Here is a 21,052-nt window from a genome sequence, read left to right on the forward strand (position 1 = left end):
AAATCATCTTTTAAGTGTTGCTTAACCCCTTTTTTTATTGTGTCCTTGACAAGGGATCCATTTTATATCTTCTTCATTACTTGTATCTTTTTTATTTTCTGGCATTAAAAAAGAGCCACCATTAAGTGACTCAATAAAGTTCGTTTGTATTTTATTATCTATCTGATTTGGTACACTATCTCCAATAGAACTATTTCTTCTGCTGTCTGTTTCACTTGTTCCCTGTACTTGAAGCTCTGCATGGTGTTCTCTGGATTTTTTATTGGATTTGTCTTCAATATCTGTTCCATTATTAGCTCCAGTTTCCCATAGGCTTCCTTGTTCACCTTGTTCATTGTTGGCATCAGTTCCCCCTTTGCCAAAAGTAAGCTGTATCTGTTCGGATGATTTTCCTTCAGATAATTCAGTGCCATCTGTCCATACTTCCCTAATGGCTTCTCGTCTGCTTCCTTGTCCTTGGATATTTGAATCTTTGGATAATATATTCCCTCTACTTCCTTGTAATTCATTGCTAATGCTTCTTTCATTATTCCTTTCGCTCCTTTTTTCTCTAATAATTAGATTTACTTCACTTTCAATTTCTCTTAGAATTTCTTGAGATATACTACATACTGCATTGCCTAAGCGTAAAGTAAGTGGCAATGTATTAAAATGTGTAATTAATCTAAAACTGTTATCATCATTGTAAATAGGAGAGTCTATACCACATCTTTTAGCTACCATATAATGACTACTTTCAATAATAGTTTGAGCAAAACAACTTATAAGCCCTTCCATAGGTAAATCTTGAAGCCATGTATTTTGGGTATCATTTTCAAAATCTGCAAAGCTATTTTCAAGGTTTGCATTAACCTTCATTTCAACCATTTCTCCAATTAAACCATTTAAATCATTATATGAAAGGTCATATTTTTTATTAAGCTTGTCTATAAGTGAAAAAGTAATATTATCATTTAAACTCCATAACTTAGGAATTGTATGTGGTTCACCATTAGTGTCTTTAACATCAAATAAGTATTCAAGCTTTAAACTTGGTTTAGAATTATCAAAAACTGCAATACTTCTTGTTCCTCTATTGATATACCTTTCTATCCTTCTATTCCAAATTTCCATATTAGCAACCATTGTTGCATCAGGTCTTTGAGCATATATTAAAATAGCATTATCAAAATTGTATTTATAAATCCTTGCTGCAAAAGTTAAAAAGTCTTTCCATTCCTTTTTACTTCCTGTAACAACATCAGTTATCTTTTCATAAATTTCTTTTACCTCTTTGAATCTACTCATTCAAAACCTCCTTCTCTTGTGACTTGAAATATAATTCCAAAGCTTTTTCAATAACTTCTTCAATTTCAGGCTGTTTAGTTTCTGGTGTAAAAAATTTATTGATAAGCTTAGGTTTCAATTTAATAGGTGCTGGCTTATTTGCCTTTTGCTTCTTATTTAATTCTCCTGAAAGAATTGCATAAGCTGTTTCTTCATCTAACTTTTTACTTTCTGAATAAGTCCTAAGTACTTCTGCTTTTTTCATGTCTACTTTAAAGTTATGTTCAGAAAGAATTAGTTCTACAATATATTGTTCTTCCTCTGTTAGATATGAAAGAGTTACTGAAGCTGTAAAAGGAATTTCTTCTATATCTAATCTATCTTTTAATTCCTTTATAAGATTGCATATTCTTAAATATCTTGATACTGATCTACCTGAAAGATTATAAGTTTTACCTGTTTCATCTGCACTAGTCAACTTCTCGCCAACTTGTCGAGAAGTTTCTTCATCCTTGATTTCATCAGCTTTTAACAAGGTTTCTATTTCTTTTAAAATGTCTGTTCTTTTACCTTGAGAAGCTAATGCTTTATGATGCTGTTCTAATGCAGTTGCTCTTTCTGAGTGAAGCATATCACTAAAAGAACGTTGCATAAGATTTGTTTCAGTTACAATAAGCATTGCTTCTTCATCTTCAAGGTTTTTTTTAATTATTACTGGTACTTTTAATAACCCTGCCGTTTTAGCAGCATTTACTCTGTTATGACCAGATAAAATTTCAAACTCTTCACCTTTAGGTCTTACAATAACAGGAACAATAACTCCAAGTTCCCTAATGCTTCTAACCATATTTTCAAAGCGTTCACCCTCATATAATTTAAAAGGATGATTTGCAAAAGATAGAAGCTTTGATATATCAATTTCAGTTTGATTAGTAGCTTGTTTTTCCTGTGTATTCTCTCCAAACATATCTGCTAAACTCATTAACTTCTTCTCACTCATATTGCCTCAACCTCCTTTGCAAACTCCCCATATGCTATGGACACTTTATTCTTAGGATCATATTCTATGGTGCTTTTACTTCTCATATTTGCTTCTCCAACCTTTACTGATGTTGGTATCTTACTTTCAATTATATGAATATGACTTCCGTATGCATCTTGTATAATTGATAGCACTTCCTTTGATAGCTTCATTCTTTCTGCATACATTGTAAGAAGAATTCCATCAACTTGTATTTTAGGATTAATCCTCTTTTTAACTCTTATAATATTTCTTAATAACAACTCCAAACCTTTAGCAGAAAGATATTGAGGAGTAACAGGTATAATAACACTATCACAAGCTGCAAGAGCATTAATTGTTAGCATTCCAAGTGATGGTGAACAGTCAATAATAACATAGTCATAATCTCCTTTAATTTCATCAACAATGGACTTTAAAACAAGTTTTCTACTCATAACATTAACAAGTGCTATTTCTATTGCAGATAACTCTAAATTACATGGAATAAGATCTATGTTTCCTGTTGAAATAACATATCCATCCTTTTTAGGTAAGCTCTTTTCTTCAATAGCCAATGACATCAAATTATATATTGTTGTTTTTATACTATCTGTATTATCATAGCCAAAACATACTGTTAAACTACTCTGTGGATCGAAGTCGATAAGTAATACCTTCTTTCCCATTTCTGCTAATGCATATCCTAAGTTTAAAGTTGTTACCGTTTTAGCTACTCCCCCTTTTTGATTAACGATTGCTATTACTTTACTCATATTTTTAGCCTCCACCTTCCCAAATTAAATATTATCGTTTTTACGTTTCACATTTTATAATTTAATAGCACACTTTTAAGTGTATTATTGCAAGTGATATTAAATTATTTAGTTTGATTTTATTTGTATTAATTGATAAATCACATTAAAAAGTGTATATTATTATTATTATTATTATTAAGGATGGTGAAACTTTATGGCTTTAACAATGGGCGAAAAAATTCGCATTTTAATAAAACGTAAAAAAATTACTATATCTGAACTTGCAAATTCAATTGGAACTACTAATCAAAACTTATCCAACAAACTTACTCGTGATAATTTTTCAGAAAAAGAGCTCCAGCAAATTGCTGAAGCTCTTGGATGTAAATTTGAAGGATTTTTTGTTTTTGAGGATTGTGGAAGAATATAATCTTCCACAATCCTTTAATTTTTCTATAATCCTTCTTATTATTAATATTATTCTATTCTATTTTTTAATTATAGTATTAAAAATTAAAGTTTATCTTAAGCATTGTTTTATCTCTAGATGAAAAATCTTTGTACTGAAAATTAGCATTTTCAAAATGTTTAAATTTCTTTAAAAAAGCTTCAAATTCATCAGGCTTATAAATCAATTGGTCTTTATTCTTTTTTGAAGGAATTTGAATAATATAAACAAAATGTCCAAATCTAAATTCCATAAATGCATACGGTACTCGTTTCATATCTAATTTTTTAATATAAGTTACAATTTCAGGTCTTTCTAACTTCTTATTTGGTAAGAAACAAAATGCTATTAATGGTAATTTTTCCAATATAACCTCATCATATCTTATCCATTTAATTATATCATCAAACATTCTAACAACTTCAGAATTAACTACTGAAAAAAACATCTTACAAAATATCCTATAAACATTTGATGGAGTGAATTCATTCTCTGATTTAACTTCAAAATTTCTTTCAACAGTATTATCTTTATTTAGTGAAACAATAACTGGTCCTTTAAAAATCTCCTCTACATTTGAATAAAATATTTTTTTATCTTTATTATTTATTTCAGGTATCCCATTTCTTCCTTCTATACCTGAAAACACTCTAAACATTTTTGTGTAATTATCTAAGTCAATTTCTATATTCTCACCAAAATAAGAATTACATTCATCACACTCTTCATTTTGAAACAATGTCTTATTTCCAAAGAAAGCAGGAATTGCATGTGCTTCATTAATATATGTTACACCTTCTTCCATAGTTTTGCCACAAAACCTGCATATTCTTTTTTTCTTATCTTTTTCACCTAGAAATATTTTTTTTATATAACTATGGTACACTAATTCATATTCTTTTAAAATTTGTTCAGTTATTTTATGGCTAATATCATTAAATTCTAAATATCCTTGCATTTGCAGATGTACAAAATCATGATCATATTTTATATTATAAAATTTTAAAGATTCTTTACAAGTTTCACAAAGCTCTTGCGTCACTTCCTCCACGAATATATAAAAACATTTATTATACTCAATATTATTAAAAAAAGATAATATTTTATTAAACTTTACATCTCTACTTGTATAATTCCCCAAATGCTCTCTAACTTTTTTCATCCCTGTTTCATTCATTATAAAGGGAAGTTCCATTCCATATCCCTTTAAACCATCGTTCTCCATAGGAATTAAGAATGGTTCAATTATTTTTAAACAAAAGAACTCATATTCATTAAAATTTTGAAATTCTGTTATGAAATATTTCTCTTCGTTTATAAAAGTTATTTTATTAACCATATTAATCATCCTCTCTTTTAAAGATTTCACCATAAAACTATTAATTCCCTGCTTATAAATTCCAATATATCCATTATTATTTTCACCACGTAATAAAAAATTTGTTCATTAAATTTTTTAAAGTAAATTATTAATCTTATTCTACAAAATTGCTATTATTCCTTTTTCTAAAATGAAATAATCAATAGAATAGTAAGAACAAAATCTCCCTACGGTTGAGTGTGAACGTTATCCCCAGCCACTTCCACAAGCTGTTTCCTATATAATAAAAAAGATCATGAAGTTTTAGGTATACACTATATACCTCTCTTCATGATCTTTTTGTATTTCATATTAAATTAGTACTAACATATCCCCTCACACCCTATTAAATACCAACTCTTACCTTAACACTCTTAACTTGCTCTTTATTTCTAAAATCATCACCTTTTGTGTTAAAGTTAAAAAAGCTAGTAAAGTGCATGAATTCAAGGATTATAATGTATCTTTGCGACGTATTCCTACTACGGTCTCAACATGAGGCGTATGTGGGAACATATCCATTACTTTAACCTTTTCAACCTTATAGCCACTTGCTACTAGTACTTCTAAATCTACTGCTAGGCTTTTAGGGTTGCAGGATACGTAGATTATTTCTTTTGCATTAAATTTTATAACATAATCTAGAGCTACTGGATGTACTCCTGGTCTTGGCGGATCTAGGATTATGATGTCTGGTTTTTCTGTTACATTTTTTATTGTTACTGCTACGTCTCCTGCTATGAATTCACAGTTGTTTAGTCCGTTTATTTTAGCATTTTCCTTTGCAGCTTCTACGGCTTCTTCTATAAGCTCTATTCCTATAACCTTTTTAGCTTTAGGCGCTACGATTTGTCCTATAGTTCCTGTTCCACAATATAGATCGAAGACTACCTTGTCTTCTGATTCTCCTATGAAGTCTCTTACTATTGAGTAAAGCTTCTCTGCTCCTTTTGTGTTTGTTTGGAAGAAGGCAAAAGGATTTATTTTAAAGTTTAATCCTAAAAGATTTTCTATTATATAATCTCTTCCATATAATACTTCTATAGAGTCTGCTTGAACTACGTCTGATAGAGAGTCATTTAAAGTATGGATTATTCCTGTAATTTCTCCTTTAAGACTTAATCCTCTTATAAGCTCCTCAAAAGGTTTAAAGTCATAAGCTACTTGGGTTGTTGTAACTATATTAACTAGAATCTCTCCTGTGTTTATAGCTTTTCTTACCACAAGGTTTCTTAAGAAGCCTTCGTGTTTTAGTACTCTATAATAAGGAAGTTCTGCATCTTTAAAGTAGTTTATAGTTGCTAATAATATTTGTCTAAAGTCTTCGTCTACTATTTGACAGTTATGTACTGATACAATTGCAAAGCTTTTGTTCTTTGCATGCATTCCTATAGTTAGTTCTCCACCTTTTTCAAAGTCTCCAAAGGTAAATTCCATTTTATTTCTATACTCATAGTCATCAGGGCTAGTTTCAATTCCTAGATATTCATAATCCTTTATTCCCTTATTATCTAAAAGACTTTTTACTTGCTCTTCTTTAAATTTAAGCTGTGTTTCCATAGCTAGGTCTCCATGGCTACACCCACCACATACTCCAAAATTTTCACAAGCTGGGGCAATTTTATAGTCTACATCCTCTAAAACCTGAACTAATTTAGCTTCTATTCCATTAGAATTTTTCTTTGTTACTCTAGCACGAACCTTCTGCCCTGGAAGAGTGTTTTTTATTGCAACCTTTTCCCCTTCATAGAAGGCAATACCCTTCCCTGGAAATTCTGTAGTTTCTATGTCAAATTCATATTCTTTTCTTTTTCTCATGCTGTATCTCCTTACACTTATCTTTTATATTGGCTATATTTTAATATATTATTAAATGCCTTAGTAACTCTATATTAAAACAATTTACCGTTAAAATTACTTAGTTAATTATATATTATACTCAGATTTTTATCTAGGTTTTTCTTTATGTTCTTATTTTGTAATGGTATTTTAACTTAAAACAATTATCTTCACCTTCACTTCTTTAATTTTTCTATTGATCTAAGGTTTATTTTCAGATGCCTTAATCATATAATCTCTTATGATACTACTTCCTACTCTATTAAAAAAAGTTTCCTTTTCCCTGATTTACCATTATAATATAAATGAAAGTAACCTTTCCTTAATTCTTTATATGCAGGTTACTAAGACATCTTATAAGATAAATAAGTCAGTATCTTTAAATTATTATTTATTATTTATCTTCAGATGCCTAATTAATTTTTTTTGGAGGCTTTATGAATACTTTTACTTTTATTTTTCTATGCTTTGCTGGCTTTTTAGCTGCCTTTGTGGACTCTATAGCTGGTGGTGGTGGAATTATTAGTCTTCCTGCCTATCTACTCGCTGGACTTCCACCTCATATGGCTCTTGGAACTAATAAATTCACTTCATCTATGGCTTCATTTACTAGTTCTCTTACCTTTATGAAATCAGGTAATTGCAACTTTAAATTTCTTAAGATAGTCGCACCCTTTACTTTAGTAGGTTCAGTCCTTGGCGTTAAATCAGTGCTGCTTTTAGATGATAGTTTTCTTCAACCTTTAGTTTTAGTCTTGGTTTTATGTATAGGTATTTATACCTTCTTCTCTAAATCTATCGGTATGGATGATAACTTTAATGGCCTTACTAAGAAAAATCTAACTATCTCTATAATTTTTGCGTTTTCACTAGGATTTTATGATGGTTTCTTTGGTCCTGGTACTGGTGCCTTCCTAATATTTGGACTTATAAATATTTTAGGCTTCAACTTTTTAAAAGCTTCTGCCAATGCAAAGGTTTTAAATTTTGTTAGTAACATTGCTGCTCTTGTGACTTTTGCTCTTAGCGGTAAAATTAACTATCTTATCGGGATTCCAATTTGTTTCTTTATGATAGCAGGTGCAAAACTTGGAACAAAACTTGCCATTAACAAAGGTTCAAAAGTTATTAAGCCTATTTTTGTAACCATGTCTCTAGCCGTTGCAATAAAGATGCTCCTACAAATGTTCTAGCTTATGAACACCCCAACTTGTAATACTTGAATGAAATTTTCCAAGATGCTTCTACAAATGCTCTAGTTTAGGTATCTGAAAATAAATAATAAGTGGAAGATGTGAACAATATTTTAAGTTACACAAGAACATACCTTAATTAACTTTACAATAATATTCATGTAGCCTATACTTATTATCATGGATTATTGTCAAAGGAGGGGGTTATACTATGTATTACTACATTATACTAGGGCTTATACTTGTAATTGGATTTTTTGTATGTAAGCGAAATTATAAAAACAGAGCTGCTAGTATCAACTCTAATCTATTAGATTATTGTTCTGAAATTGTTATAAACTTTCAAAAACTTTCCTTTGATTGTCAGATAAACTTTAGAAAGTCTCTGTCTGAAAAAGAGCTTGAGCTTTTTAATACTATATTATCTAAGGATATCTTCTTGGGGAATAATCTTAATATCCTTCAGAGCCGCATGTTTACCTTAGAAACTATAATGAAAAAACTTAAAGCCTATAATAGTGAAGGATTGTAATTTTTTCAATTTCTTCAATAAATATAACAACATAAATTATAATTAACTACATACACTAAGGCATGCGGAAATAAATAATAAGTCAAAGATGTTACGGATAGTTACTTATTTATTTCTTGAAGATGCCTGAATAAGACTTATAAGAAAGGAATGATATTATGAACTTAAAAAAACTCATAACTAATACATTAGCCATTGTTGGTGCAGTCGTAATTATTGACAAGATAGTAAATGTAATTTCAGATAAAGGCACTGAAGTAATAAGCAAAGCCATGTTAGATGATGACTTTACTAATAATGATTCATGTGATGACTCATGTCAATGCAGTTTATTCGATGATGAAGATGAGGATGAAGAGTCTTTACACTCCACTGAAAGTGAAGAAAACACTAATAACTCAGATTCTTCAATAATTTTCCCTGAAATTAAGAAATATGAAGATAAGAATCAAGTATTTCAATATGCTATAAAAACTGAGGCTTCAAATTCTGATACTAAGGAAGTTTAATAACTTAAATATTAACCCCCACTTCATCTATAGAAGCGGGGGTTAATATTTCCTATATTTTTTTATTTACGCTTAATGCAGCTAATATAATGTGATAATAGCCATCAACTAAACTATATTTCATATCTTAATGGCTATGGTGCTTTTTACCTTTTTTCTTTTTATCGCATGGCTTAGCCTCATTATGCTTTTTATATTTTTTATTTTCTTTATGGTTTTTATGGCCATAGTCACAGTTTGTTAGATACATGTCTTGTAATAAATACTCACATTTAAGGCAGTTTTCTTTATCTTTGTCACAGCTACTATGCTTCATATTTCTTTTACTATCATTATTCTCTAACCTACGACGATCAATTTCATATTCTTCTCTACTATCACTGTCATCCCTATCTACTTTATAGGATTTATTGTATATATATTGATTTAAATGACCTTTATCTCGATGTTCATCTTCACCGTTATTATCTTTATGATGCTTATGATCGTTACATTTCTTACAATTATCTTTCTGTTCTTCATGATTCCTATCATTATCTTCTTCATGCTCTTGATTCTTATTACCTTTATGGTGTTCATGTACATCTCTATTATCTTTATTATTTTCCTCATCTTTACTGCCTTTAGGCTTATCACATTTATCCTCTTTTAACTCATTATTTTTATATCCATTTTCTTCACACCATTTTTCATAACAAGTGATACACTTAGGGCAATAGTTTCTATTAATATCTATATCACTATAGAACTCTTCGTTAGTATCATCATAGAATGGAATATTATTCTTATCCTCTTCATAATATCTCTTATAAGATCTTTCATTTTGTATTGTATTCATATATGTCATATCATCGAATTCGTCATCTATCTCTACAAAATCCTCATATAAATTCCTATTTATTTTATTTTCGTTTAAATCATAATATGAATCCTCATTTATAGGCTTTACAATCCATGGTTCAGTATATCTTAGTGCTAATAAATCAACTGGATCTTTGTATACTTTTTCTTTGTTTTCTTCTTCGTAATTTGCTTGTTCAGAGTTCTTGCATATATCTTCATCTCGTAAATTACCTTCATTTAGATACATACTAACTTCCCTTCCAAATGTTGCAATTGATTTTGATCTCTCAGTTGAAACTTCTCCATCATTATCTACAGCTTCTATTGAAACTTCATATTTTTCTCCAGGTTGTGGAGTACTTGCAAGTGGCAGATTATAACTTGTAGCATTTTTATCTAGGGTAGTTATATAGTTTGAGTTCAAAAATATATTATACCCTGCTAAATCTACGTCAGTGTTAGGTTTCCAAGTTGCCTTTATAACATTCCCATCCCCTGTAGCTCTAAAATTACTAACTGGTCTTGGTTGAGTTAATAAATCTAAACTAACTGGTCCATAATTTAAATCCACTGGTGGGCTAGCCCCTGGCATATCTCCTGTCTCTGTAAATTGCCACATTCTCCACCGTGTCCACCCACCTTGATCCTTAGGATATGGTGGGTTTGGTTGTACATCTGGATACATTGCAATCCATAATGGCATATCTGCAAGTAAGAATCCTTTTCTAGTGTGATAAAAATTATTATAAAGATCAATAAAGAATGCCCCAGTATATATCATTAGTTTTCTATTTGTTTTTCTCTCGAATCTTTTTCTAAATCTATCTACCCAATCTAATAATGCATCTGTTGATATTGACTTATCTACTGGTGCTTCTATATCAATTACAGGAAATAGCTCTCCATATTTCCCGTCGCCATAAGCTTGTTGTAATACATCTATAAAACCATCACATTGCAGGTCTGCGGTATTTAAGTCATATGATGGAACAGCATAATGATATGCACCACTTTTAATTCCTACACTCTTCAATCCATTTGCATGCTCTATAAATTTTTTGTCTACTCTAAATCTACCTGACCCATAACCTGAACTACGTAAATAGCTATATGGAGTTTGTGTTGCAAGCAAAGTGTAATTAACCTCGCTCCTATATTCATTTAAATCAGGACCTATTATGTTTGCACTAGTTTTATTCTGCATACTACCCTCCAAATTTGAATGCTTCACTTATTATATTAGTAACTATAGTTGAAATGTGTTACACCTTTTTATATTAAATTTCAATTTTATAAATATTTTTTATTTAGTTCTGTAACCTGAATAAACTAACTCTTTAAATTTCAATTTTTTATTCTAGTATATCTAATTTTATGATTTTACTATTTAAAATATATCTACAGAGAAAACTTTAATATGATTATTTCTTTAAAAAGTTCTTCAGTAAATATCTGATTAAAACTATACAATGATCTACTTAGAAATAAAAAAAACATGATTATAAAGTAGTAAATCTACTTTGTAATCATGCTTCTTTAGTATTCTAGAAAACATACTAAGATAATCACTAATTATTTCATTCCCAATAATGAATTAAGAAGTTGGCTTTTCTTCATTTATTATTGAAACTTCTCCGTTATTTAAATTAATACTATATTTCCTATTGTATAATACTATAGTTTCATCTTTATCATTGTTCCCCGAATATGTCATATCAACTACTATAGAATTTTTATTCTTAAACACATACTTAAAGTATGTAGTTATAGCTCTAACATATTTTTCTGTACCTTTGTATTCTTTATTCTTCTCTATCACGTTTCCCTTAAAACTTAGCACTTGATTTTCAAAATAATTGTTAATCTTATTTTCAATATCAGTATTAGCCATATTTTCAACCCTTGGGTACATAACATAACTATTGAGTTCCTCTGTATTCTCCTCATAGGTTATATTTTTTATACTCGGAGCTTCTACTTTTATATTTACATTGCTTAATGGTGATTTAAAATTACTTAAAGGAATTTTAAATTGAACTATCCCTGCTGCATAAGGGGCTATCTCATACTCATCAAAATATACAACTATATATCCATCAGTTAAAAAGAATTTTTGATTATAACCTATTTCAGTTATATTATCAGTTATCTCTTTAAAATACATGTTAGGATTTTTATTTATAGTCTCTTTTATACTGTCAGTTATTTTCTTGTTATATTTTTTGTCCTTTCCTAAAAAATCTTCAATAACTCCACTATTTCCTGTGTTTAAATCAAAATTATAGGATTTATCCACTGCTGATCCATGAGCTCCCCCGGTATAACTATAAAGATGAAGTGTTAATGAGAGTATATTATCTTTATTATAATTCACTGTATTATTTATATTAATTACATATTGCTTGGGCTGTAATCCTTCTTGAATATATTGTAAATTATCTTTCTTTGATAAATCCGTAAAGTAATTTTCAAATTCCTCAACTTTTTTTGATATTTTATTATTTATAATTCCTTCTATTTCCTTGTTATTTAACCTAACTATAGGTTTATTAATATTTACAGATATGTATTCATTTGAATATTTTTTTTCTTCATTCTCTACTATTGCCCTCGAACTTTTATCTTTTACGACGCTATTTACCATTCTTGGCACAGTTATCTCTAGTATATCGGGTTCGTTTCCATTATCTGATGCAAGAGACTTCTTATCATTAAAATTAAATGAAATAATTAATGCAAGGGCTAGAGTATATATAATTTTTTTCATAACATATCTCCTTTCGAATTATATTTATATTAGTTTGCCCCAAGAACTTGTCTATACACCTATTAATTTTTAACAAAAAATAAATAATGACTATATAATAATATAGCCATTAACCAATTATAGTATTAATTTACTTAGTTGCCTTAAACTAAATAGCAAGTCAGAGATGTGAATGATATTTCCAGTTATAACATAGCCATCTAATGGTTCTATTGACGTAGTATAACTGAAAATAGTCGAGCATACTGACTTATTTACTTTTTAAATATTCCTTAAATAAGAAAATCATGTGGATCATGTTCTTTTGCTCTTGGTTCTCCATATACAGCTTTTGCACTTTCTACCTGTGGATTATGATTTACATGTTTCTTTTTAAATTTGCCATCCTGCTTTTTATTATTTTTAGTAGATTTCATTTTACTATTCATAGTATCCCTCCTCTTCAAGTTTAGAATAACCATAAATCATAAGTTTATTCTTCTAATTTTAGAGTTGGATATCTCTTTAATAAAATTATTACTACTCTTTCCTTCTTTCTTTATCAACTATATCCTTTGCTAACTTATCGGCTTTAATTCCTATTTCACCTATGTCTACTGATAGAATTATACCATCCTTTACTACTACTTTACCATTTACAATAGTATATTTTACATGGCTTGAGTTCCCACAACATACAATTGAAATTACTGGATCATGACAACCTGCAAATGCTATATCATTTAAATCTATAGCTATAATATCTGCTGCTTTATTAGGTTCTAGCACACCTATATCCTTTCTTCCTAAAACCTTTGCTCCACCAGCCGTGGCCATCTTTAAAATTTCATAAGCAGTTAATCCCTGATCCCCATACTTCAAGTGGTTAAGAAGGTATGCTCTTTTCACCTCCTCCCACATGTTTGATCCATCATTGGATGCACTTCCATCAACTGCAATCCCAACTGGTATACCCGCATTTAATAGTTCACTAGTTTTACATATTCCACTTCCTAGCTTCATATTAGAACTTGGACAATGCGCAATGCCGGCACCTCCTATTGTCTTCATTTCTTTTTCACTTATATATATTCCATGTGCAAACCACACATCCTTACCTACCCATTCTAATTCTTTCATTAATTCCACTGGTGTCTTTTCATATTTTTCCTTGCAAAAATTTTCCTCATCAACAGTTTCACAAAGATGTGTATGAAGCATCACTGCCTTCTTTCTAGCTAACTCCTTGGTTTCCCACATAACATTATTTGTAGTAGAGAATGGAGAACACGGTGCTAACACAATTCTAGTCATAGCAAAATCTCTAAAGTCATGATACTTATCTATCAGCCTTTCAGAATCTAGTAAAATTTCTTCTTCACTCTGTATAATCGATCTCGGAGGCAATCCCCCTTGTTCTTTACCTAGACTCATAGAACCTCTAGCTGCATGAAACCTTATTCCAATTTCTTTAGCCGCTTTTATTTCTTCATCTATCAGGTTGCCTTTAGACTTCTTTGGGAATACATAATGATGATCCATAGTTGTAGTACACCCTGTACGAAGTAGCTCACTAAATCCAACCATTGCTCCATAATATACTACTTCACTATCTACTCTTTTCCAAAATTCATATAATCCTTTTAACCATGGGAATAGTGGCATATTTTGAACTTCCTTAATCCCTCTAAACATAGTTTGATAAAGGTGGTGATGTGTATTAACAAACCCTGGTAAAACAACTAACCCTGAGCAGTTTATGATTTTGTCGCCATTACCTTCATTTATGTTTATATCATCTATATTTTTTTTAATAGCTTTAATTTTATTATCCTCTATTAACAAATCTATATCCTTATATATATTATCCATATCGTCCATGGTTATTAGCCATGAAATTTTTTTTAGTAATAGCTTTTGCATATAAAAAATCTCCTCTCATTTTTTCATGAACCTAATTAATATGTAATTTTTTTAGGAATCAGCACAAATATTTAACACAAAAGCTGTGTATAAACAAAATTCATTACTTATAATTCAAATCTACCTACATTTGAATTCATTTCTATTTAAATATATTTGTAATGATATATTTTATCCGAAATCATATAAAATCCATATCCAGACACACTCAAATGTAAATATTTATATAATATCATAAGTCACTATAAAAATATATAGAATATTCAGTTTATTTTCTCATTCTATATATTATATGTTGTCGCAGCCTTGTATTATTACATAAGTGCTAATTATGAGTATCACTAAGTCTATAAATTTTATTGAAAACACTAATAATTAAAAATAATTAATTTGTTGATTTTTTTGTAACCATTATCAATAAATTTAATATATTATAATAGGTATTAATTTTTAGGAGATTATAATGAACTTTCTTGGGAGTCAAACTGAAAAAAACTTAAAAAAAACCTTTACTGGTGAAAGTAAGGCTAATACAAAGTATACACTTTATGCTGAAAAAGCAAGACAACAGGGCTATCATTATATAGCACAGGTTTTTGAGCAAACTGCATACAATGAACTTGCCCATGCAAGAAAAGTTTATGGCGGATTTTTAAATCAAGTTAAGTCTACAGAAGAAAACCTTATGAATTCATTTATGGGTGAAGCTGCTGAAGCTACAAAAATATATAAAGAATATGAAGATATTGCAAGAAAAGAAGGTTTTGATGATGTAGCAGATTTCTATAAGGAAGTCGCTGAAGTTGAAGCTATTCATGACATAAGATTCCGCGCTATTTATAACAAATTACTTAATGGTACATTGTATAAGGGAGATGCTGATTCTTTATGGCAATGTACTAATTGTGGATATATTCATGAAGGAGAAACTGCTCCAAAGATATGCCCACTCTGTAAGTTCCCTCAAGGATGGTTTGAACCATACTGCACCCCTCATAAATAGGTATATTCATCATATATAGATATGAAGCAACGTGAATTTCCCCCCCGAAATTCACGTTCTTTTTTCATGAAAGATATCAATGAGGTATCAATAAAGATATATAAATCCATTTTATTCCTCACTATATAGAGTAATAGTAGTATCATCATTGATTGATTGATTGTATGCTATTTTCTGTACCTGTCAGTTTTTCTTTCTCTATTATCTCTTTACCTGTAATGCACATAAGTGCAATTATTATTGGTATTTGTATAAATTTAATCCCTGAAAATATTCCCCAAAACCCTGATAGATTTATATCCTCAAATCTTTTATAACTCAGCATAACTAGTATTATATTTAGGAAAACCTTCAATGTTATTTGAAGAGACATTAAACTAGCTATGAGTAATTCATAGCCTGTTTTCTCTGCTTGTACTACCAAATGTGATACAAGTAATCTTAATAATATAATTCCTATTATAAAAATCATCACATAAATTATATATTTTTTTCTGCCTATTTTCTTGTTAAGTAAAAACAAATTATCACTCATTTTATCACCTCATATATATTTTTTACAAACCTACTTTGTAATTCTATACATTTTCTCGAAATAATATAACAAAAAAAACTAAAGTATACAGATATTCTCAAATAAATACCTATATACTTTAATTTTTTATATTCTTAAATAATATTCATAACTATTAATTATTCTCATCAAGATCTTCAGTAACTTTAATTAAGTTATTTCCATTAAAATTTTGGTAATCTTAATTAAGTTATTCTCTACTTATATTTTAGTTTAATTTCATTATTAATCTAAAATATAATTTAATTTTTATTATACATTTCTATATATTGATTATAGACCACATCTACCTTCTCTATATATCCCAAAGTTTCTTTAAAGGGTATGGTATGAATTACTTCTCCATTATCTGAGTATCTTTGGTCATTCAACCACTTTAATACATTTCCCATACCTCCATTATAAGCTGCTAAAACTTCATTTTTGTGTGTAAACTGTTTTTGCAAATAACTTAAATACCAACAACCCATTTGGATATTAATTTCCGGATTTTGAAGCATGGCTTGTGAAAAATTTTCTATACCTATGTTAGTTGCTATCCACTCAGCAGTACTTGGCATAATTTGCATTAATCCTGTAGCACCCATAGATGAAATTATTTCACTATTAAAGCTACTCTCTGTTTTTATAATAGCTGCTATCAAATATGGATCTAGATTATATAGCTTGCTATATTTTATTATTTCCTTGTTATATGGCACTTGTAAACTTTCTTCAGGTTGTTCTTCATTAACATAGTTTATAGTTTTCACTCCAACTTCCTTTATTGACGCTAATTTTCTTTTTGTTGTAATTGAGCTTAATAGATATATATTCGTAAATACTATTATAACAACTACCATTGTCATTACTCTAAAAAATTTTAGATTTATACTTTTGCTTTTTTCAAATTCCATTAAACCTCCACTAATAATGGATACTTAATATTATCTATGGATGCCGAAGAAATTAATAAGCCTTTTTTTATCTACTTTGTGCAGAATAGTTACAAATAACGCTAATTCTATAATATTAAATAAAATTGTTTCCTTGTCTTACACAAAATATATTAACACGCCTTGTCTTCTTATTATGTTTTACATCCATAAGATTTAAATCCATACAACATTATTATTTCAATTTATTATTTATTTTAAACATAGAATTTAAAAATAATTTATATTTCTCTGTAATATTCTTATACTTACTATAGTGGCTAATATTAACTATTTCTGTTACAATAGAATGGCATATTGTTACACTGTTTTACAATTTTCTCTATAAATATGGCACGATTTATTATATTAATTATGTATATACTATATTTATATTTATATTTTGAAATAAATAATTGTTTAAATTATCAAGTGATTCTAACATTCATAAGTGTTTTCTCAAGGGTAATCCATCGCTCCATGTGAATGTTAGAAGAACTTATTTAGATGCTAGCCATGTTATCCCCTACCTAAATAAGATGGTATGTTACAGCGGCTAGACATCTTATAAACAGAATTAAAACTTATACAAACTAAAGAGGAGGATATTTCATGAGTAAAAAAATAGACTTGTTAAAGGATAAGGAATTTAAGCTTATAATTAAATATATGGTTCCATGCGTTTTAGGGATGCTTGGATTGTCATTGTGTATTCTTGTAGATACTATATTTATTGGTAAAAGTCTTGGTGATTTAGGTATTGCATCCCTAAATATAGCATTGCCAACCTATAACTTTTTTAATGCTATCGCTCTTACTTTCGGTGTTGGTGGGGCAACTGCACTAGCAATATCTATTGGCGAGAATAAACTACATAAAGCTGATGAGATATTTACTACGGCTATGATAGGGTCTGTATTTATATCTTTATTTATTAGTTTAATTAATATCCTATTTATTGATGAAATTTGTTATGCTCTCGGTGCTTCACCGATTACATTTCCACTAGTAAAAAATTATATTGAAGTTATACTTTTCTTTAACTGGGCCTTTATTCTTATATGTATTTTAAATGTTTTTGTAAGATGTGATAAGGCTCCAAAGCTTGCTATGGTAGCTATGATAACCTCAAATATGACTAACATAGTGTTAGACTATGTATTTATTTTCCCCCTAGATATGGGAATGGGTGGCGCAGCTCTTGCAACTTCTTTGGCACAGGTCGTTGGTATTGCTATACTACTACTTCACTTTATAAGAAGAGATAATACCATGAGTCTTAAATTTAAAACTTTCTCCATAAAAACCCTTAAACGAATACTTAGTAATGGTTCTACTAGTTTTATTACAGAACTTTCATCTGGATTTATTATTTTTATATTCAATCTTTCTGTATTTAATCTACTTGGAGATATTGGTGTATCAGCTTACGGAATAATAACCAATATTATATTAATCTTTACAGCCGTATTTAATGGGATTTCCCAAGGAATTCAACCACTTATTAGTATAAATTATGGCGCTAAGAAATATGATAGGGTTACTAAATTTTTCAATTTATCTATACTTATATCCTTCACACTAGGTGCAATTTTCCTAACTATAGGATTACTTTTCCCTGAAAGTCTTATTGGCATGTTTAGTAAAGATAAAGGTGAACTTCTTAATATTACGATTAACGGTAGTAGAATTTATTTCTTTGCACTAATTTTAATAGGAGTAAATATAATAAATGTCGGGTACCTACAAGCTATTGAAAAATCAAAGGCCTCCCTGTTCCTATCTCTACTACGTGGGATGATTTTCATAACTATTTTAGTTTCTATTTTACCACGCTTTTTCCATATTAATGGAGTATGGGCAACGGTTCCTATTGCTGAAGTCCTAACACTTATTTCATTTATTATTTTAAGAAAATATATCTCTAAAAATGAAAAAGTCGGTTAAAACCGACTTTTTTTCTTTTGTATTATAACCGGCAACAACCAACTTTCCCACACACTAGTGTAGTATCCTTAGCCTACTAGACCTTAACCTGCGTGTTCGGTATGGTAACGGGTGTACCCTCTAATAGTATAATCACCAGATATTTCTAAAAATTAAATTAAGTATACTTATAGATTGAAACATACTAACTACATAAAATTTCAATCTATAATATTTACATAAAGTTTCAACTATAGTATTTATATAAATTTGATAACTACAATTACCTATTAATATTATTTACATAAATTTCTAATATTAATCAGTAAATATATTTAAATTAGATAGTCATACCCATTTTCTAAACTATGTAGGCATGACTATCTGATATCTTACTTTAATTTAATTTTTAACTTTACTTTAATATAGGTAAAATCTATTAGAACAAGCACCATCCTCCACAGAAGAAAAATAATGCTATGATTATCCATAAACCATCATCGTCTCGTCTGCAGCCACAGTTGTTTTTCTTATTTGATCTAGCTTCTATTAAAGCTTTAAGTTCTCTTTCTAATTCATCCTTTTCTTCACAACATTTTCTTTCATTACAGCAACAATCTACTGGTTTGCATTTTTCATAATAACAGCACTTAACTGGTCTGTACTCTTCGTTACATTCTGTTTCATAACATCCACAGTTTGTTGGTTTGTATGATCTACAGTCTCTTCTGTATTCATTACATATATCTTCTTTACATTCGCAATTATCAAAACATGAAGTTTCCCTATTATTTCTCATAGTAAATTCTCCTTTTACAACTTTACTTCGTATTGTTAATTATAAAGGTAGAGTTAATTATAACTTCTATACCCTATACCATATACTATGAATCTCATCAGCTTATTGTTAATACTTATGAGATAATAATTTAAATAAAATAGACCTATTTAACTAGTTTATATTTTAGTTAAATAGGTCATATGGTTTTAATTTAAAAAACAATATTTATGATTGTTGATTTCATTCACAAAAAGGAAATTAATGTATATATAATACCCTTTATAATCCTATATTATATTTATCCGAATTAAATGTTGGCAAGTGTAAATCTAGCTTTATAGATATAGCTCTAGCAGACAGTATGAATATAAAACATACCCAAAAGGTTGTATCATAATTTACAAAACATAAGTTACAAAAGTAAAATACTGTTGCACCTAAAATTGATGCCACTGCGTAGATTTCCCTTTTAAATATCATTGGAGTATCTTGAACAAATGTATCTCTTAGCATCCCACCTCCAACTCCAGTAATTAATCCCATACATACAACTAAAAACAAATTACTATTTTGTTGATTATATGCAAGATTAGCCCCCGATATTGTAAATGTTGCAAGTCCGATGGAATCAAAAATTAATATCACTTTTTTTAAAATTGCTATTTGATTTCTTTTCTGCGCTATCTTTAAAATTTGTTCCTCACTAACATACTTATTAGTATTTTTAATATTAGATTTTATTTCAGTTGTTTTAACTCTAGTATAAATATTTGCTAGTTTGGGATAAAGATAAAATGCAGCTATTGCAACAATAATACTAATCATACAGTAAGTAGGTTTTATAAATGCTGTTGGAGGTGTTTGCCCCAAAATAATATCTCTAAATATTCCTCCTCCTACCGCTGTAATAATACCTAAAAATACTACACCAAACAAATCTAATTTTTTTTGCATTCCAACCAATGCACCCGAAACTGAAAATGCAACAGTTCCCATAATTTCAAAGATAGTCAATATCATAACCTATTCGTCCCTTCATTTATACTAATTATTTAATGTTAATTTACCTATGCACTTATTATAATACTATTATTCTATCCTAGTCTCAATACCAATTCATATTACAAATTTATTTAATTTAAATATAATACATCTTCAAAAAATAAATAATTCAGTATTTTCGTCCACTTTGAGTTATCCTGTATCAGTAGAACCCCTAGACATTTCCAATCTCTATAAAAGCTACCTCTTTCTCTAACTCAAAATATTCTTCACAGCTTTGATTTATTATTTACTTTCAAATATCTAATCTCTACGTCCTTTATAATATTCTTAGTATTCATATAATTAGGCATTAAAAAAACACCTTATGAAATAAGGTGTTTTGGTGGCTCACCGGGGGATCGAACCCCGGACACCATGATTAAAAGTCATGTG

At 29.1% G+C, this 21,052-nt stretch carries 19 protein-coding genes and 1 rRNA gene; 6 read left to right on the forward strand and 14 right to left on the reverse strand.

The window, feature by feature from the left end; all coding sequences use genetic code 11:
* Positions 1–21: 21 nt before the first annotated feature.
* From RSA29_RS18120 to RSA29_RS18130, 3 genes are read right to left on the reverse strand one after another with little or no spacing between them, the layout of a single operon-like run.
* The gene (locus RSA29_RS18120) at positions 22–1,287 is read right to left on the reverse strand and encodes a hypothetical protein (RefSeq protein WP_332661336.1); all 1,266 of its coding nucleotides are present in this window, start codon (positions 1,285–1,287) and stop codon (positions 22–24) included.
* On the reverse strand, positions 1,280–2,266 hold the full coding sequence (locus RSA29_RS18125) for a ParB N-terminal domain-containing protein (protein ID WP_332661337.1): 987 nt from the start codon (positions 2,264–2,266) through the stop codon (positions 1,280–1,282). The genes RSA29_RS18120 and RSA29_RS18125 overlap by 8 nt, the downstream gene beginning before the upstream one ends.
* Entirely contained in the window at positions 2,263–3,042 is a 780-nt protein-coding gene (locus RSA29_RS18130) for an AAA family ATPase (RefSeq protein ID WP_332661338.1), read from the reverse strand. Before RSA29_RS18130 ends, RSA29_RS18125 begins: the two co-directional genes overlap by 4 nt.
* A gap of 196 nt (positions 3,043–3,238) precedes the next feature.
* Here RSA29_RS18130 and RSA29_RS18135 point away from each other — a divergent pair, with 196 nt between their 5' ends.
* Positions 3,239–3,454 (forward strand): helix-turn-helix transcriptional regulator, encoded by a 216-nt coding sequence (locus tag RSA29_RS18135; RefSeq protein WP_332661339.1) that lies wholly within the window; start codon positions 3,239–3,241, stop codon positions 3,452–3,454.
* Between the two features lie 76 nt (positions 3,455–3,530).
* On the opposite strand, the gene RSA29_RS18140 is transcribed toward RSA29_RS18135, so the two are convergent.
* On the reverse strand, positions 3,531–4,811 hold the full coding sequence (locus RSA29_RS18140; RefSeq protein WP_332661340.1) for an HNH endonuclease: 1,281 nt from the start codon (positions 4,809–4,811) through the stop codon (positions 3,531–3,533).
* A 474-nt stretch (positions 4,812–5,285) separates the two neighbouring features.
* Positions 5,286–6,650, reverse strand: a complete 1,365-nt coding sequence (gene rlmD / locus RSA29_RS18145; RefSeq protein ID WP_332661341.1) for a 23S rRNA (uracil(1939)-C(5))-methyltransferase RlmD — start codon at positions 6,648–6,650, stop codon at positions 5,286–5,288.
* A 458-nt stretch (positions 6,651–7,108) separates the two neighbouring features.
* On the opposite strand from rlmD, the gene RSA29_RS18150 reads away from it, so the two are divergent.
* The 3 genes from RSA29_RS18150 (at position 7,109) to RSA29_RS18160 (ending at position 8,905) form a co-directional block, all read left to right on the forward strand.
* Positions 7,109–7,864, forward strand: coding sequence for a TSUP family transporter (locus RSA29_RS18150; protein ID WP_332661342.1), 756 nt, complete (start codon positions 7,109–7,111; stop codon positions 7,862–7,864).
* 211 nt (positions 7,865–8,075) lie between these two features.
* Positions 8,076–8,396 carry a hypothetical protein gene (locus RSA29_RS18155; protein ID WP_332661343.1) on the forward strand — a complete coding sequence of 107 codons (321 nt, stop codon included), beginning with the start codon at positions 8,076–8,078 and terminating at the stop codon, positions 8,394–8,396.
* A gap of 158 nt (positions 8,397–8,554) precedes the next feature.
* A complete protein-coding gene (locus RSA29_RS18160; RefSeq protein WP_332661344.1) occupies positions 8,555–8,905 on the forward strand; it encodes a hypothetical protein in 351 nt (116 codons plus the stop codon).
* A 127-nt stretch (positions 8,906–9,032) separates the two neighbouring features.
* Here the strand turns inward: RSA29_RS18160 and RSA29_RS18165 are convergent, their stop codons facing one another.
* The 4 genes from RSA29_RS18165 to RSA29_RS18180 form a co-directional block, all read right to left on the reverse strand.
* Positions 9,033–10,952, reverse strand: coding sequence for a GH25 family lysozyme (locus RSA29_RS18165; protein WP_332661345.1), 1,920 nt, complete (start codon positions 10,950–10,952; stop codon positions 9,033–9,035).
* 390 nt (positions 10,953–11,342) lie between these two features.
* Entirely contained in the window at positions 11,343–12,515 is a 1,173-nt protein-coding gene (locus RSA29_RS18170) for a DUF3298 and DUF4163 domain-containing protein (RefSeq protein WP_332661346.1), read from the reverse strand.
* Between the two features lie 272 nt (positions 12,516–12,787).
* A complete protein-coding gene (locus tag RSA29_RS18175; protein ID WP_332661347.1) occupies positions 12,788–12,943 on the reverse strand; it encodes a CPC_1213 family protein in 156 nt (51 codons plus the stop codon).
* A 91-nt stretch (positions 12,944–13,034) separates the two neighbouring features.
* Complete coding sequence (locus tag RSA29_RS18180) at positions 13,035–14,417, reverse strand: 8-oxoguanine deaminase (protein ID WP_332661348.1); 1,383 nt, start codon at positions 14,415–14,417, stop codon at positions 13,035–13,037.
* A 463-nt stretch (positions 14,418–14,880) separates the two neighbouring features.
* Here RSA29_RS18180 and RSA29_RS18185 point away from each other — a divergent pair, with 463 nt between their 5' ends.
* A complete protein-coding gene (locus tag RSA29_RS18185; RefSeq protein ID WP_332661349.1) occupies positions 14,881–15,420 on the forward strand; it encodes a rubrerythrin family protein in 540 nt (179 codons plus the stop codon).
* Between the two features lie 145 nt (positions 15,421–15,565).
* On the opposite strand, the gene RSA29_RS18190 is transcribed toward RSA29_RS18185, so the two are convergent.
* Together RSA29_RS18190 and RSA29_RS18195 are read right to left on the reverse strand one after the other, a co-directional pair.
* A complete protein-coding gene (locus RSA29_RS18190; RefSeq protein ID WP_332661350.1) occupies positions 15,566–15,955 on the reverse strand; it encodes a DUF805 domain-containing protein in 390 nt (129 codons plus the stop codon).
* A 281-nt stretch (positions 15,956–16,236) separates the two neighbouring features.
* On the reverse strand, positions 16,237–16,890 hold the full coding sequence (locus RSA29_RS18195; protein ID WP_332661351.1) for a lytic transglycosylase domain-containing protein: 654 nt from the start codon (positions 16,888–16,890) through the stop codon (positions 16,237–16,239).
* 630 nt (positions 16,891–17,520) lie between these two features.
* Between RSA29_RS18195 and RSA29_RS18200 the strand changes: the two genes are divergently transcribed.
* Positions 17,521–18,855 (forward strand): MATE family efflux transporter, encoded by a 1,335-nt coding sequence (locus RSA29_RS18200; protein ID WP_332661352.1) that lies wholly within the window; start codon positions 17,521–17,523, stop codon positions 18,853–18,855.
* Positions 18,856–18,881: 26 nt separating this feature from the next.
* Here RSA29_RS18200 and rrf read toward each other — a convergent pair.
* The 3 genes from rrf to RSA29_RS18215 all read right to left on the reverse strand — a co-directional run bounded on the left by rrf (position 18,882) and on the right by RSA29_RS18215 (position 20,635).
* Positions 18,882–18,995: ribosomal RNA gene (gene rrf / locus RSA29_RS18205) — 5S ribosomal RNA — on the reverse strand.
* Between the two features lie 278 nt (positions 18,996–19,273).
* Positions 19,274–19,633, reverse strand: coding sequence for a hypothetical protein (locus RSA29_RS18210; protein WP_332661353.1), 360 nt, complete (start codon positions 19,631–19,633; stop codon positions 19,274–19,276).
* Positions 19,634–19,894: 261 nt separating this feature from the next.
* The gene (locus RSA29_RS18215) at positions 19,895–20,635 is read right to left on the reverse strand and encodes a trimeric intracellular cation channel family protein (RefSeq protein WP_332661354.1); all 741 of its coding nucleotides are present in this window, start codon (positions 20,633–20,635) and stop codon (positions 19,895–19,897) included.
* Between the last annotated feature and the right edge of the window lie 417 nt (positions 20,636–21,052).

This window comes from Clostridium sp. (assembly GCF_036660475.1).
Classification (GTDB): Bacteria; Bacillota; Clostridia; order Clostridiales; family Clostridiaceae; genus Clostridium_J.

What these genes read in the sequence shown, in the direction of transcription:
- RSA29_RS18120 (WP_332661336.1), bottom strand. Translation starts at nt 1,287, where the DNA reads ATGAGTAGATTCAAAGAGGTAAAAGAAATTTATGAAAAGATAACTGAT.
- RSA29_RS18125 (WP_332661337.1), bottom strand. Translation starts at nt 2,266, where the DNA reads ATGAGTGAGAAGAAGTTAATGAGTTTAGCAGATATGTTTGGAGAGAAT.
- RSA29_RS18130 (WP_332661338.1), bottom strand. Translation starts at nt 3,042, where the DNA reads ATGAGTAAAGTAATAGCAATCGTTAATCAAAAAGGGGGAGTAGCTAAA.
- RSA29_RS18135 (WP_332661339.1), top strand. Translation starts at nt 3,239, where the DNA reads ATGGCTTTAACAATGGGCGAAAAAATTCGCATTTTAATAAAACGTAAA.
- RSA29_RS18140 (WP_332661340.1), bottom strand. Translation starts at nt 4,811, where the DNA reads ATGGTTAATAAAATAACTTTTATAAACGAAGAGAAATATTTCATAACA.
- rlmD (WP_332661341.1), bottom strand. Translation starts at nt 6,650, where the DNA reads ATGAGAAAAAGAAAAGAATATGAATTTGACATAGAAACTACAGAATTT.
- RSA29_RS18150 (WP_332661342.1), top strand. Translation starts at nt 7,109, where the DNA reads ATGAATACTTTTACTTTTATTTTTCTATGCTTTGCTGGCTTTTTAGCT.
- RSA29_RS18155 (WP_332661343.1), top strand. Translation starts at nt 8,076, where the DNA reads ATGTATTACTACATTATACTAGGGCTTATACTTGTAATTGGATTTTTT.
- RSA29_RS18160 (WP_332661344.1), top strand. Translation starts at nt 8,555, where the DNA reads ATGAACTTAAAAAAACTCATAACTAATACATTAGCCATTGTTGGTGCA.
- RSA29_RS18165 (WP_332661345.1), bottom strand. Translation starts at nt 10,952, where the DNA reads ATGCAGAATAAAACTAGTGCAAACATAATAGGTCCTGATTTAAATGAA.
- RSA29_RS18170 (WP_332661346.1), bottom strand. Translation starts at nt 12,515, where the DNA reads ATGAAAAAAATTATATATACTCTAGCCCTTGCATTAATTATTTCATTT.
- RSA29_RS18175 (WP_332661347.1), bottom strand. Translation starts at nt 12,943, where the DNA reads ATGAATAGTAAAATGAAATCTACTAAAAATAATAAAAAGCAGGATGGC.
- RSA29_RS18180 (WP_332661348.1), bottom strand. Translation starts at nt 14,417, where the DNA reads ATGCAAAAGCTATTACTAAAAAAAATTTCATGGCTAATAACCATGGAC.
- RSA29_RS18185 (WP_332661349.1), top strand. Translation starts at nt 14,881, where the DNA reads ATGAACTTTCTTGGGAGTCAAACTGAAAAAAACTTAAAAAAAACCTTT.
- RSA29_RS18190 (WP_332661350.1), bottom strand. Translation starts at nt 15,955, where the DNA reads ATGAGTGATAATTTGTTTTTACTTAACAAGAAAATAGGCAGAAAAAAA.
- RSA29_RS18195 (WP_332661351.1), bottom strand. Translation starts at nt 16,890, where the DNA reads ATGGAATTTGAAAAAAGCAAAAGTATAAATCTAAAATTTTTTAGAGTA.
- RSA29_RS18200 (WP_332661352.1), top strand. Translation starts at nt 17,521, where the DNA reads ATGAGTAAAAAAATAGACTTGTTAAAGGATAAGGAATTTAAGCTTATA.
- RSA29_RS18210 (WP_332661353.1), bottom strand. Translation starts at nt 19,633, where the DNA reads ATGAGAAATAATAGGGAAACTTCATGTTTTGATAATTGCGAATGTAAA.
- RSA29_RS18215 (WP_332661354.1), bottom strand. Translation starts at nt 20,635, where the DNA reads ATGATATTGACTATCTTTGAAATTATGGGAACTGTTGCATTTTCAGTT.